Below are 13,733 nucleotides of genomic sequence, written 5' to 3'. Positions count from 1 at the left end.
ACCGGCATGCGCACCTTTCTTCTCTACGTCGCCACCGCCTTGGCGGAGATCGTCGGCTGCTACCTTCCCTACTTATGGCTGCGGGAAGGGCGCTCGGTTTGGCTGCTGGTTCCCGCGGCGGCCAGCCTGGCGTTGTTCGCCTGGCTGCTGACCCTGCACCCCACCGCCGCCGGCCGGGTCTATGCCGCCTACGGCGGCGTCTACATCGGCGCCGCCATCGTGTGGCTGTGGGCCGTGGACGGCATACGGCCCACCTCGTGGGACGTGGCGGGCGCGGCGGTGGCGCTGGCCGGCATGGGGATCATCATTTTCCAGCCGCGCTAGGAGGTCACAAACTGCTCATCAACGCCCGCCGCAGTTCGTCCTCGCTGCGTCCGCTGCGCGACGCGTAATCCGCCAGCTGGTCCTCGCCGATCTTCCCGACGTTGAAATACTGCGACTCGGGATGGCTGAAGTAGAAGCCGGATACGGCCGCGGCGGGGTACATGGCCAGGCTGTCGGTCAGTTCCATGCCGATGTCCTGGCAGGCCATGACCTCGAACATGTCGCGCTTGACCGTGTGCTCGGGGCAGGCCGGGTAGCCGGGCGCGGGACGGATGCCGCGATAGGCCTCCTTGATCAGCGCCTCGTTGTCCAGGGCCTCGTCCGGCGCGTAGCCCCACAGGTCCTTGCGCACGCGCTCGTGCATGGCTTCGGCGAAGGCCTCGGCCAGCCGGTCGGCGATGGCCTTGAGCATGATGCTGGAGTAGTCGTCGAGCTGCTTCTGGAACTCGGCTTCCCACTTCTCGATGCCCAGGCCGCCGGTGACGGCGAACATGCCGATATAGTCGGCAATCCCGCTGGACTTGGGCGCGATGAAGTCGGCCAGGCATTTGTTGTCCACGCCTTCGCGCTTGGCGGTCTGCTGGCGCAGGTTGCGCCAGGTGAACAGCACCTTCTGGCGCGACTCGTCGGCGTAGATCTCGATGTCGTCGTCGTTGACGCTGTTGGCGGGGTAGAAGGCCACGACGCCGTTGGCGGTCAGCCAGCGGCCTTCGATCACGCGCTTGAGCAGGGCCTGGCCATCGGCGTAGACCTTGCGGGCGGAGTCGCCCACGACCGCGTCGTCCAGGATGGCGGGGAAGCCGCCGTGCAGGTCCCAGGTCTGGAAGAAGGGCTGCCAGTCGATATAGCGCGCGATCTCGGCCAAGTCGAAGTTCTTGAACGTGCGGCGGCCGATGAACTTGGGCCGCGGCGGCTGGTAGCCGTCCCACGCGATGGGCGGCTTGTTGGCGCGCGCCTCGGCCAGCGGGATCAGCGGCGTGGCCTTGCGGTTGGCGTATTGCTCGCGCACGCGCTCGTACTCGGTCTTGATCTCGGCGATATACTGCGCGGCCTGGTCCGACACCAGGTTCTGCGCCACGCCCACCGAGCGGCTGGCGTCGGTCACGTAGATGACCGGGCCTTCGTAGTGCGGCGCGATCTTCACGGCCGTGTGCACGCGGCTGGTGGTGGCGCCGCCGATCAAGAGCGGCAGGTTGCGTTCGCGGAAGTAGTCGTCGCGCTGCATCTCGGCGGCGACGTAGGCCATTTCCTCCAGGCTGGGCGTGATCAGGCCCGAGAGGCCGACGATGTCGGCCTTTTCTTCCTTGGCCTTGGCCAGGATTTCCGCGGCCGGCACCATGACGCCCATGTTGACGACTTCGAAGTTGTTGCACTGGAGCACGACGCTGACGATGTTCTTGCCGATGTCGTGCACGTCGCCCTTGACCGTGGCGATGACGATCTTGCCCTTGGAGCGGACGTCGCCGCCGGCGGCCTCGATCTGGCGCTTTTCTTCCTCGATGAAGGGAATGAGGTGGGCCACGGCCTGCTTCATCACGCGCGCGGACTTCACCACCTGCGGCAGGAACATCTTGCCCGAGCCGAACAGGTCGCCCACGACGTTCATGCCGTCCATCAGCGGCCCCTCGATCACCTCGATGGGGCGGCCGCCGCGTGCGTCCACGGCCTGGCGGGCTTCCTCGGTGTCCTCGACGATGTAGGTATTGATGCCGTGCACCAGCGAGTGCGTCAGCCGCTCGCCGTAGGGCAGGCTGCGCCAGGCCAGGTCTTCTTCCTTCTTGGCGCCCGAACCCTTGATCGTGTCGGCGAACTGCACCAGCCGCTCGGTGGACGTGCGTTCGTCGCCCGGGTCCTTGCGGCCGAGCGGTTCGGCGCGGTCCAGCACCACGTCTTCCACCAGGTCGCGCAGCACCGGGTCCAGGTCGGCGTACACACCCAGCTGGCCGGCGTTCACGATGCCCATCGTCAGCCCTTCGCGGATGGCGTGGTACAGGAAGACCGTGTGGATGGCCTCCCGCATCGGCTCGTTGCCGCGGAACGAGAAGCTGACGTTGGAGATGCCGCCCGACACCTTGGCGTGCGGCAGGTTCTGCCGGATCCAGCGCGTGCCCTCGATGAAGTCCACGGCGTAGTGGTTGTGCTCGTCGATGCCGGTGGCGATGGCGAACACGTTCGGGTCGAAGATGATGTCCTCGGGCGGGAAGCCCACCTCTTCCACCAGCAGCTTGTAGGCGCGTCCGCAGATGTCGATGCGGCGCTGGAGCGTATCGGCCTGGCCCTGCTCGTCGAAGGCCATGACCACCACCGCCGCGCCGTAGCGCCGGCACAGCCGGGCCTGGTGAAGGAAGGGCTCGATGCCTTCCTTCATCGAGATCGAGTTGACGACGGACTTGCCCTGCACGCACTTCAGGCCGGCCTCGATCACGCTCCACTTGGAGCTGTCTATCATGACCGGCACGCGCGAGATGTCGGGTTCGGAGGCGATCAGGTTCAGGAAGCGCGTCATGCTGGCCTGCGAATCCAGCATGGCCTCGTCCATGTTGATGTCGATGATCTGCGCGCCGTTCTCGACCTGCTGGCGGGCCACGGCCAGCGCCTCGTCGAATTTCTCCTCGCGGATCAGGCGGGCGAACATCTTGCTGCCGGTGACGTTCGTGCGCTCGCCCACGTTGACGAACAGGGTCTCTTCGTCGATGTTCAGCGCCTCCAGGCCGGACAGGCGCATCTTCGCCTCGATCACCGGGGGCTGGCGCAGCGGCAGCCCCGCCACCTTGTCGGCGATGGCGCGTATGTGGTCAGGCGTGGTGCCGCAGCAGCCGCCCACGACGTTGACGAAGCCGGCGCGGGCGAACTCTTCCAGCAGACGCGAGGTGTCTTCCGGCGTTTCGTCAAAGCCCGTGTCGCTGAGCGGATTGGGCAGGCCGGCGTTCGGATAGACACAGACGAAGGTGTCGCTGATCTTCGACAGCTCGGCGATGTAGGGCCGCATCAGCGCCGCGCCCAGCGCGCAGTTCAGGCCGATGGTGATGGGGCGGGCGTGGCGTACCGAGTTCCAGAACGCTTCGACCGTCTGCCCCGACAGGATGCGCCCGGAGGCGTCGGTGACCGTGCCCGAGACCATGACGGGCAGGCGCTCGCCGCGCGCCTCGAACACTTCCTCGACGGCGAAGATGGCCGCCTTGGCGTTCAGCGTGTCGAAGATGGTCTCGATCAGGACGAGGTCGATGCCGCCGTCGAGCAGTCCGTTCAACTGCTCGGTATAGGCCGCGCGCAGCTCGTCGAAGGTGACGTTGCGCGCCGCCGGATCGTTCACGTCGGGCGAGATGGAGGCGGTCTTGGGCTGGGGCCCCAGCGCGCCCGCCACGAAACGGGGCCGCTCCGGCGTGCCGAACTCGTCGCAGGCCTGGCGCGCCAGCCTGGCCGAGGCCAGGTTCAGCTCGTAGGCCAGTTCGGGCAGCTCGTAGTCGCCCTGGGCGATGGAGGTAGCGCCGAAGGTATTGGTCTCGATGATGTCCGCGCCCGCGGCCAGATAGCCGCGGTGGATTTCCAGGATGACCTCGGGCCGGGTCAGGCTGAGCAGCTCGTTGTTGCCCTTCACGTCCTTGCCGTGGCCGGCGAAGCGCTCGCCCCGGAACGCCGCCTCGTCCAGCTTGTAGCGCTGGATCATGGTGCCCATCGCGCCGTCCAGGATCAGGATGCGCTCGGTCAGGAGGCGCGCGAACTCGGCGCCGCGCGTGTAGGACGAAGGGGGATAGGGAAGGGCGGGGAAAGACATGGACGACACGGGGCCTCGCAGGATCCCTGGCACAGGCCCCTGGGAGGCACGGCCAGCCAGGGGGTGGACTGGCTAACCCGCTATTTTACCAAGGGCAACGAAGGTGCCCCATACTGGCGTCGAATTCAGCGGGCACCGGGAACCGGGGGCTCGAAAACGCGGATGGCCGGAAGCGGGCCATCGTAGCGTTCGGCCTGGACCGCGGTGAGCTGTCCCGTGCAGCCCTGGGCCAGCGAGGACGTGCCCGCGTCGCGCGTCAGCACGTTGGGATTGCCGTGTACGCACAGGGGCGGGCCGTCGTCCTGCCTGTCCGCGGGGTCATACCAGGCCCCGGTAGGCAATTGCACTACGCCAGGCCGAATGTCGGTGCTCAAGGCAGCGCTTGCCAGGCAAGCCCCGCGGCCGTTGGACAGGCGCACGATGTCGCCCTCGCGAATGCCGCGCGCCGATGCGTCGTCCGGATGCATGGTGCATACCTCCCGGCCATCTCGCTTGGCTCCCGCGCTGTGGCGGCCGAAGTCCAGCTGGCTGTGCAGCTTGGTCGCCGGCTGGTTGGCGACGAGATACAGCGGATGAGCATCGGTAGGCGCGTCCTGCGGCTCCAGCCATGCGGGGTGCCCGGGGCAATCGGCATAGCCGAAGCCTGCCACCACGGGTGAACTCACTTGCACCTTGCCGCTGGGAGTGGGCAGCGGCGCGCCGGCGGGATCCTTGCGGAACGCGCGCAGGATGCCGCCATCGTCTTCGCGCTGTGGCAGTACCAGGCTTCCCTGCCGCCAGAATGTCTCGAAGTCCGGGGCCTCGCCGCCGAGTTCGCGCAGGGCGGCACGGGTCCGCTCGTACAGATGTTCCAGCCACTGGCGGCTGGTGCGTCCCTCGGTGAACGCCTCGTGCGTGCCCAGCCGCCCGGCCAGCGCGGCGAAGATGTCGTAGTCGTCGCGCGCCTGCCCGTTGGGGGGCGCAATGCGATGCATGGCGACGACCAACGGATCGGTGGGCGTGGCGCCGATGTCTTCGCGCTCCAGGGTCATGGTGCTGGGCAGAACGATGTCGGCATGGCGAGCCGTGGCGGTCCAGGCGATCTCATGCACGACGAAGGTATCGAGCTGGCGGAAAGCCCTCGCCAGCCGGGCCAGGTCCTGGTGATGGTGGAAGGGGTTGCCGCCCGCCCAGTACGCCAGGCGGATGCGGGGGTAAGTGCGGGTCTGGCCGTTGTAGGCATAGGACTGCCCCGGATGCAGCAGCATGTCCGCGACGCGCGCCACGGGGATGAAATCCTTCACGCCATTGGTGCCCTGGGGCAGCGCGGCCACCGGCACGGCGTTGCTGCGCTTGCCGTAGTGCGCCAGCGTCCCCAGTGCATAGGCATAGCCTCCGCCAGGCAGGCCGAGCTGGCCGAGCACCGCGGCCAGCACCGCGCCGGCCCATACCGGCTGTTCCCCATGCTCGGCGCGCTGGAGCGAATGCGACACCGTTACCAATACCCGCTTGCCGGGCAGGCTGCGTGCCAGCTCGGCGATTTCGGCGGCCGCGAGGTCGCATTTCGGCGCGGCCCACGCTGGGGACTTGGGCTGCCCGTCGCTCCGCCCCATCAGGTAGTCCTCGAAGCGGTCCCAGCCGTCGCAATACCGGTCGAGGAAGGCGCGGTCGTGCATGCCCTCGGCCACCAGCGTATGCATCAGGCCGAGCATGAGCGCCGTATCGGCGCCCGGCCGGATCGCCAGCCAGCGGGCATCCGCCTCTGCCGGCATATCGCTGCGCAGGGGACTGATGCAGAAGAACCGGCAACCGCGGCGCGCCGCATCGTGCATGGCGCCGCGCTCGACGTGGCGGCTGATGCCGCCGCTGGCCACGCGCGAGTTCTTCAGCGCCATGCCGCCGAAAGCCAGCACCACGTCGGTATGGGCGACGATCTGTTCCCAGGTGACGTTGCGCCGGGCGACTTCGTCCATGCTGCCCAGGATGTGGGGCAGGATGACGCCCGAGGCGCCCGCGCTGTAGCTGTTGACCGAGCGGACGTAGCCGCCCAGCGAGGTATTCAGGAAACGGTGGACCTGGCTCTGGGCATGGTGGAAACGCCCGGCGCTGGACCAGCCGTACGAGCCGCCGAATATTGCCTCGGGACCATGGCTTTGCTTGACGCGGGAAAGCTCCGCGGCCAGGCGGTCGAGCACGTCGTCCCAGGACATGGCCACGAATTCGTCGCGGCCGCGCCTGGCGTCGGGCCCCGGTCCGTTTTCCAGCCAGCCCCGGCGCACCATGGGCTGCGTGACGCGCGCGGGATGGTCCAATGCCCCGGGGAAATTCTCGATGATGGGATTCGGATCGGGATCGTCCGGATGCGGCTGCACGATCAGCCCGCTCCGGTCGAGCCGCGCCTGGAAGACGCCCCAGTGCGCGCTGTGCGGCAGCATGCCCGGTGACGGAAATGCGGTGTCGATGTCGGCCATGGCGCGCCTCAGTCCTGCGGGCCGGTGGCCACGGGGGCGTCGGGCTGCGCCGACCATTCGCTCCATGAACCGGGATACAGCGCCGCGCCGGGGAGGCCCGCCACCGCCTGGGCCAGCAAGTTGTGGCAGGCCGTGACGCCGGAGCCGCATTGGTTGACCCACTGCCGCACCGGCACGCCGCCCGCCAGCGCGTCGAAGTCGCGGCGAAGTTCCTCCGCGGAACGGAACAGGCCGGCGTCGGTGAGGTTGTCGCGGAAGAAGCGATTGCGCGCGCCGGGGATGTGGCCGCCTATCGGATCCAGGGTCTCGTTCTCGCCCCGGAAGCGGTCGGCGGCACGGGCATCCATGATCAGGTATTCACCGCTCCCCAGGCTGGCCCGCAAGGTATCGAGGGAGGCGGTGCGCGTCAGCGAATCGCGCAGCGAGAACGTGCCGCTGGCCGCGGGCGCCGGTTCGTCGGTCTCGACGGGAAGGCCGGCGGCGCGCCAGGCGGCCATGCCGCCGTCGAGCACGGCCGCCGCGCGATGGCCCGCCCAGCGCAGCAGCCACCACAAGCGGGCCGCGAACATGCCGCCGGCGTTGTCATACGCCACGACCTGGGTGTCGTCGTGGGCGCCGAGCGCGCGCATGGCCCGGGCGAAAGATTCCCGCTCGGGCAGCGGATGGCGGCCATTGGTGCCGGTCTTGGCGCCGCTCAGCACCTCTTCCAGGTCGGCATGGCGGGCGCCGGGAATGTGGCCGCCCTCGTAGAGGCGCCGGCCGGCCCGACGGTCGGCAAGGTCGAAACTGCAATCGACCACCAGCACCTTGGAGCGATCCGCGGACAGTGCCTGCGCCAGTTCGTCGACACCTACCAGGGTTTCGTACTGCATGCTTGCTTCCTTAGTCGGACGGGGATCACAACCCCATCATCTTCATCAGCTCGGGCGTGACCGCTTCGCGGTATTGCTCGATGTCACGGAGCACGTACTCGCGGAACTTGTCCATGGGCACGTCCTTTTCGACTGCCGCATCCTTCCGGATGGCCTCCCGCACGGCGGGATCCTTCAAGGCCATGCCGAGATGATGCGACAGCTTTTCCACCACGGCCTTGGGCGTGCCGGCAGGCGCCGCCAGTCCGTACCATTGCGTCATCGTCATGTTCACGCCCAGCTCCTTGAAGGTGGGCACGTCGGGCAGCGCCGGGCTGCGTTCTTCGCCGGTCAGGGCCAGCACGCGCAGTTGCCCCTGCCTCACCTGGCCGATCAGGGGCGAAGCCGTCGCGAAGAACAGGTCCACCTGCCCGCCGATGAGATCGGCGATGGCGGGCCCCGAGCCCTTGTACGGCACGTGCAGCAGATTGAGCCCGGCCAGCGACTTGATGCGTTCCATGCCGATGTGGGCCGCGCCGCCGGTACCGGTGGACGCGAAGGTCAGCTCCTTCTGCCTGGCGGTCTTCAGCACCTCGGCCGCGCTCTTGTATGACGAGTTGTGGGACACGAACATGCCATGCGGCGCTTCCAGGATGAGGCCGATCATGGCGAAGTCGTCCGGGACCTTGTAACGCAGTTGTTGCGGCTTGAAGGCCGGCGACGCCGCGAAGTTGCCGCTCATGGCCAGGATCAGGGTGTATCCGTCGGGATTGGCGCGCGCCACCTGCTCGGCGGCAATGTTGCCGCCGGCGCCGGGACGGTTTTCCACCACCACGGTCTGGCCCAGCGTCTTGCTCAGGGCCGAAGCGATCAACCGGCCATACAGGTCGCCCCCGCCGCCAGGGGGAAATCCGACCAGCAGCGTGATCGGCCGTTCGGGATAGGCGGCCTGCGCCGCCTGCGGCATGGCAAGCGCGGCGCAGGCGCATGCGAAGGCGCCCGCCGCCAAGGCGGCGCGGCGCGAAACAGTCTTGGTGAACGCCATCGATGATCTCCTTTGGTTCTTTTGTATGTAATAGCGCGGGCGGCTCTTCCTCCTCCGGCCGGTCCGCGCCGTCTCGCGCGTGCCGCCCCTATCCGGCCGCCATCAGGACAGCCGGCCGATCGCCCGATCGGACTGCTCCACCACGCGATCCACGGAGGCGGCGCATTGGCCCAGGTAGCCGGCGGGGTCGGTCAATCTGGCGATCTCCTCGTCGCCGAGCAGCCCCGCCAGGCCCGCGTGCTGGCGCAGCGCCTGCGCGAAGTCGAGCTTGTGCGTGATGCCGTGCATGGACGCTTCATAGATCCATTCGTGCGCCGTCGCCTTGCCTACCCGTTCGCTCAGCGCCAGCATCACGCGTTCGGACAGCAGATAGCCGCGCATCATGTCGAGGTTGCGCGCCATGCCATCGGCGTCCACGCGCAGCCCGGCCAGAAGGTTTTTGCCTTGCAACAGCATCGCGCCCGCGATCAGGAAACACTCGGGAAGCGCCTTCCACTCGACCTTCCAGGCGATACCGTCGCGTTCGCCCTCGCTGACCATCCCCTCGATCATGAGCGCGGCGTTGTAGCGCAGCGGCCGCGCCAACCCCGCCAGGTTCTCGGCCGAGGTGGGGTTGCGCTTGTGGGGCATGGTCGAGGACCCGAGCTTGCCGTCGGAGAATGCCTCTTCCACTTCGGCAAATTCGTTGCGCTGCATGTTGAACAACTCGTTGCCGACTTTCGACAGCGTGGCGCCGATCATGGCGAGCAGGCAGGCGTATTCGGCGAAGCGATCGCGTGCCGGGGCCCAGCTGATCGCGGGCGCGCCCAGCCCGAGCCGGTCCAGCACACGGCGCTCCAGTTCGGGCGCCTGCTCCCCGAGCGACGCCTGACTGCCCACCGCGCCGGCCAGCATGCCGACCATCACGCGCGGCTCGCACGCCTTGAGGCGCTCGAAATGGCGCGTCATCTCGTCCAGCCAGATCGCGCATTTGTGGCCGAAGGTGATGGGCAGCGCCTGCACTCCATGGGTGCGCGCGACCATGATGGTGTCCCTGTGCTCGACAGCCAGGCGTTTCAACTCGCCGATCACGGCCAGCACGTCGCGCAGGATCACGGCGTGAGCCTGCTTGACCTGCAGCGCCATGCCGGTGTCCAGCACGTCCTGCGTGGTGGCGCCATAGTGCAGCCATTCCCCGTGCTCCTTGCAGCGCGCCTGGACCTGCTTGAGCGCCGGGACCAGCGAATGCTTGATGCGGCGGATCTCCGCGGACATGGCCGGCAGGTCCAGGCCCGACACATGGGCATGGCGGGCAATCTCCTCGGCGGCCGCGGCGGGAATAATGCCCAGTTCGGCCTGCGACCGGGCCAGGGCAACCTCGAAATCCAGCCATTTCTGCACGCGATTCTCTTCCGAGAAGATCTCGCGCATTTCATCGGTGCTCCACAGGTGCTGGAGCGATTGAATATCGAATACGGATGACGGCATTGCTGTTGTCCTGGCGTCAGTTGGAAGAGGTGGAGCGCGGCAGGAGGCGCCCTGGATTGAAGAGGGAAGCCGGATCCAGCGCATGCTTGATACGCTGCATCAGCGACACGGCCAAGGCCGGTTTGTATTGCAGGAAGGCGGCCTGCTTGAGCCGCCCTATGCCGTGCTCGGCGGAGATCGAACCCTGCAGCTTTGCGACGATGGCATGCACACGGGCGTGCACTTCTTCCTCGACGGCGCGGAAAGCCTCGTCGCTCATGCCGGCCGGCCGGCTCTGGTTGTAGTGCAGGTTGCCGTCCCCCACGTGCCCGAAGCACACGAGGCGTATGCCCGGCACCGCCGCGGCGAGCGCCGCGTCGGCCCGGGCGATGAAGTCGGGAATGCGGGAGACGGATACCGAGATGTCGTGCTTGATCGAGTACCCCTGCAGGCGCTGCGCTTCCGGCACGTGGTCCCGCAGCGCCCACAGCTCCTCTGCCTGCCGGCCGGATGCCGCCAGGACGGCGTCGGTCACGAGACCGCCTTCCATCGCCGCCTCCAGGGCCGCCTCGACCGCGGAAGTCGGATCCATGGCGCTGGACGTCTCCGAGATTTCCATCAGGACCGCCCATGGATACCCGCCCGCCAACGGATCCCGCATCCTATCCAGCGGGTGGGCCAGCACCTGGTCCAACGCCTCGCGGTTGATCAATTCAAACGCGGTCACGCGTTCCCCGACCGCGCCGGTCAGGCTCGCCAGCAGGCCGACGGCCGCCTGGGGATCCGGCACGCTGGCCCATGCGGTGACCACCTTGCGCGGCGGGGAAAAGAGCTTGAACGTGGCCGCCGTGACGATACCCAGCGTGCCCTCTGCGCCGATGAACAACTGCTTGAGGTCGTAGCCGGTATTGTCCTTGCGCAGGGGCGTCAGCAGGTCCAGCACGGAACCGTCCGCCAGCACGACTTCCAGGCCAAGGGTGAGATCGCGCGTATTGCCGTAGCGCACGACCTGCTCCCCACCCGCGTTGGTCGACACCACGCCGCCGATAGTGGCCGTTCCCTGCGAGGCCAGCGCCAGCGGGAACAGCCTTCCCTGGGCGGCGGCGGCTTCCTGGGCGGCCTGTACCGTGCAACCGGCCTCCAGCGTCATGCTGTTGTCCAGCGGGTCGACCCGGCGCACCCGGTTCATGCGGTCGAGGCTGAGCACGACCTCGGTTCCCGAGTCGTCGGGCGTCGATCCCCCCACCAAGCCGGTGTTTCCGCCCTGGGGCACCACTGCCGCGCCGTGCGCGGCGCAGGCGGCCACTACCCGTGCGACTTCCCGGGTATCGGCCGGCCGCACGACGGCGCGCGCGGCGCCAGGGTACCGGCCCCGCCAGTCGCCGCAATAGCGGGCGACGTCCCCGGCGGCGGTCAGCACATAGGGCTCGCCTACAATGGCCGCGAGCGCGGCGGCCAAGGAATCGGAATGCAGGGACATGAAAGCTGCCAAAGGATCAAGGTCCGAAACCACGAAGACGGGACGTCCGGATGGACGGAGAGGAATGAGTCGAGCCGTCTTTCGTTTTATTGAATAAAATAAATTTTATTGAACAAAACTCTAAGAGGCTTCGAAGCACGTGTCAAGCCAGTCTTCCCCTACTCCCCCCGCCGGCGTCCTGGAACGCGGCATCACCATCCTGGAAAGCTTCGACGCCGACCGGCTGCGGCTGTCGCTGCGCGAGCTGGCCGAACACACGGGACTGGACAAGGCCACGCTGCTCCGGCTGGCGGGCGTCCTGACCAAATCCCGCCTGCTGCACCGGTTCGACAACGGCGACTACGCGCTCGGCCCGGCCCTGCTGCACATGGGCATGCTCTATCGCAGCACCTTCGACCTGGGGGCGCGCATCCAGCCCGTGCTGCGCAACGTCATGCAGGAAACCGGCGAGACAGTCGCCCTCTACGTGCGCGTCGGCGACGACCGTATCTGCCTGTACCGCGAAAATTCATCGCGGGAGGTGCGCCACCATGTCGAAGTCGGCACCCGGCTGCCCCTGGACCAGGGGGGGTCGTCCTCGCATGTCCTGCGCGCCTATACCGGCGGGACGACACCGCTGGCGGACGAAATCCGCGCCCAGGGCTATGCCATGACCCGGGCCGAACGCGTTCCCGAGATGACCTCGGTGGCGCTGCCCGTTTTCGACGCGGACAGCAGCTTTATCGGCGCCGTCGTCGTACTGGGCCTGGCCTCCCGCTTCAACCCCAAGGCGCAGGCTGCGGCGGTGGAGGCGGTCAGGCGCGAGCTGGCCCTGCAGGAATTCGCCTGTCGCCCTCCGGAAGGGTGGCAGCCTCCCGGCGACTGACGCCGCGCTGGAGCCGGCATCGCGCCGCAGGCGCTAGGCGGCCACTCCTGCGCGCAATTCCGCGGTGCCGAACAAACACGGTGGCGGCAGCGCCGGCTCGCCATCGCACGCGGGATCGACAAACGCTTCGCACCAGGCGGCGATCGAGCTGGCCGCCTCGTCGCTCATCGCGGGCGCGAACGCCCGCATGCGGGCCAACATCTGGTTCCAGTCGAACGGATCCTCGGGATCGCCGCGGCGCAGGTCGCGCCGGGCGTATAACCGATTACCGTCGGCCATGACCAGCGTCACCGTACTGGGACGTCGATGGGGGAATTCGCGCTGGAAGGCTTCGTCCGTCCTGATGCGGATGCGGTCGGCCAGGTCGCGCAACGCCGGATCGTCCAACCGGGGAGCCTCCATGTCCTCGATGGTCAGCCGGCCCCTGAGCAGCAATACCGCGAGCACATAGCGCAGGCTGAAGCAGGTCTCGGCCGGCCGGGCGGGCCAATCGACCCCGGCAATCTTCAGTGCGTGGGGAAAGATTGCGACCTCGATTTCGCGGATCGCGCCGATGTCGGGACGATGCGCCGCCAGCAGTTCCTGCGCCGCATCCAAGGGCGTGAACAATTGCGCGCAGCATGGCCACGCCTTGATGGTAGCGGTGTGCAGGCGCAACGGGCCGTCGAGCCCCGCATCCAGCGCATCCAGCGGCCCGTCGCCGGCCAAATTGGCGTACAGCGCCCGTTTGCCCGTGACGAAAGACCGGGCCCCCGGCAAGCCCGCACGCGCCGCCAGGGCGGCCGTCATGCCGTTGCGCACGGCAAATGCCGGATGCAGGGATTTGGACTCCTGGGCATCGTCTTCCATCAGTTGCCAGAGTCCCTGGGCCTGTGTCGCTCCCAGGCCCAGGGCGTGGTGCAGCACGGCCTCCGGCAAGCCCAGCGCCATGGACGAGGCCGCGGCGGCGCCGAGCGTGCCGGCCGTGGCCGTGGCGTGAAAGTTCGCGGCGTGGCGCGTGCCCAAGGCTTCCCCGACACGCAGGGCCACCTCGTAACCGGCAAGGATGGCGTCGGCCATGCGGCGGCGCGTGAGCTGGCCGCCCGAAGCAAACGCCATCACCGGCGACACGGCTACCACCCCAGGATGCAGCATGGCAGCCCGGTGGGCATCATCGATCTCGCGGATATGGGCGATGGCGGCATTGGCAAAGGCGGCTGCCGGAAGCGGCAGCATGGCGCCTCCGAAGACGGGGGTTTCGCCCGTACCGGGGTAGCAATCCGCCGCCAGTGTCCTGAAGCATCCGGCCAGCGGCATCGGCGCCGCCGACCAGCCCGCGGTGAACCAGTCGAGCAATGCCTGGGCCAGCCGCTCGCGGGTGGGCACGTCCAGCGGGGCTTCGCGTAGGCTGGACACGCGGCGGGCCAGCCGGGACTCGGGCAAGGCGGGCATGTTTCGTCATTTTATTGAATGAAATAGATTTCATTCTAGACGAGAAACGGCCCGGCATCCATTCCA

Annotated in this window: 9 protein-coding genes; 2 read left to right on the top strand and 7 right to left on the bottom strand. The window is 67.9% G+C overall.

All coding sequences use genetic code 11. The features are described 5' to 3' along the window. The first annotated feature begins 6 nt into the window (after positions 1–6). A complete protein-coding gene (locus tag N5K27_RS13935; RefSeq protein ID WP_087838861.1) occupies positions 7–324 on the top strand; it encodes a YnfA family protein in 318 nt (105 codons plus the stop codon). A 4-nt stretch (positions 325–328) separates the two neighbouring features. Here N5K27_RS13935 and metH read toward each other — a convergent pair whose 3' ends face one another. From metH to N5K27_RS13905, 6 genes are all read right to left on the bottom strand, one after another. After that, a complete protein-coding gene (metH, locus tag N5K27_RS13930) occupies positions 329–4,099 on the bottom strand; it encodes a methionine synthase (RefSeq protein WP_279817181.1) in 3,771 nt (1,256 codons plus the stop codon). A gap of 125 nt (positions 4,100–4,224) precedes the next feature. Continuing rightward, positions 4,225–6,549 (bottom strand): molybdopterin-dependent oxidoreductase, encoded by a 2,325-nt coding sequence (locus tag N5K27_RS13925; RefSeq protein WP_279817180.1) that lies wholly within the window; start codon positions 6,547–6,549, stop codon positions 4,225–4,227. A gap of 8 nt (positions 6,550–6,557) precedes the next feature. Beyond that, positions 6,558–7,421 (bottom strand): sulfurtransferase, encoded by an 864-nt coding sequence (locus N5K27_RS13920; RefSeq protein WP_279817179.1) that lies wholly within the window; start codon positions 7,419–7,421, stop codon positions 6,558–6,560. Between the two features lie 25 nt (positions 7,422–7,446). Beyond that, positions 7,447–8,445: a tripartite tricarboxylate transporter substrate binding protein gene (locus N5K27_RS13915; RefSeq protein WP_087778255.1), complete on the bottom strand. Its 999-nt coding sequence runs from the start codon at positions 8,443–8,445 to the stop codon at positions 7,447–7,449. Between the two features lie 102 nt (positions 8,446–8,547). Then, positions 8,548–9,912 (bottom strand): adenylosuccinate lyase, encoded by a 1,365-nt coding sequence (gene purB / locus N5K27_RS13910; protein ID WP_132979707.1) that lies wholly within the window; start codon positions 9,910–9,912, stop codon positions 8,548–8,550. Between the two features lie 16 nt (positions 9,913–9,928). Further along, positions 9,929–11,371 (bottom strand): FAD-binding oxidoreductase, encoded by a 1,443-nt coding sequence (locus N5K27_RS13905; protein WP_279817178.1) that lies wholly within the window; start codon positions 11,369–11,371, stop codon positions 9,929–9,931. Positions 11,372–11,510: 139 nt separating this feature from the next. On the opposite strand from N5K27_RS13905, the gene N5K27_RS13900 reads away from it, so the two are divergent. Further along, a complete protein-coding gene (locus tag N5K27_RS13900; RefSeq protein WP_132979706.1) occupies positions 11,511–12,236 on the top strand; it encodes an IclR family transcriptional regulator in 726 nt (241 codons plus the stop codon). Positions 12,237–12,269: 33 nt separating this feature from the next. On the opposite strand, the gene N5K27_RS13895 is transcribed toward N5K27_RS13900, so the two are convergent. Further along, positions 12,270–13,667 (bottom strand): MmgE/PrpD family protein, encoded by a 1,398-nt coding sequence (locus N5K27_RS13895; RefSeq protein WP_087838868.1) that lies wholly within the window; start codon positions 13,665–13,667, stop codon positions 12,270–12,272. Between the last annotated feature and the right edge of the window lie 66 nt (positions 13,668–13,733).

The organism is Pigmentiphaga sp. GD03639 (assembly GCF_029845405.1).
Lineage (GTDB): Bacteria > Pseudomonadota > Gammaproteobacteria > Burkholderiales > Burkholderiaceae_B > Pigmentiphaga > Pigmentiphaga daeguensis.
The sequence above is the reverse complement of the archived record's forward strand: the minus strand, read 5'-3'. Positions and strand labels throughout refer to the sequence as shown.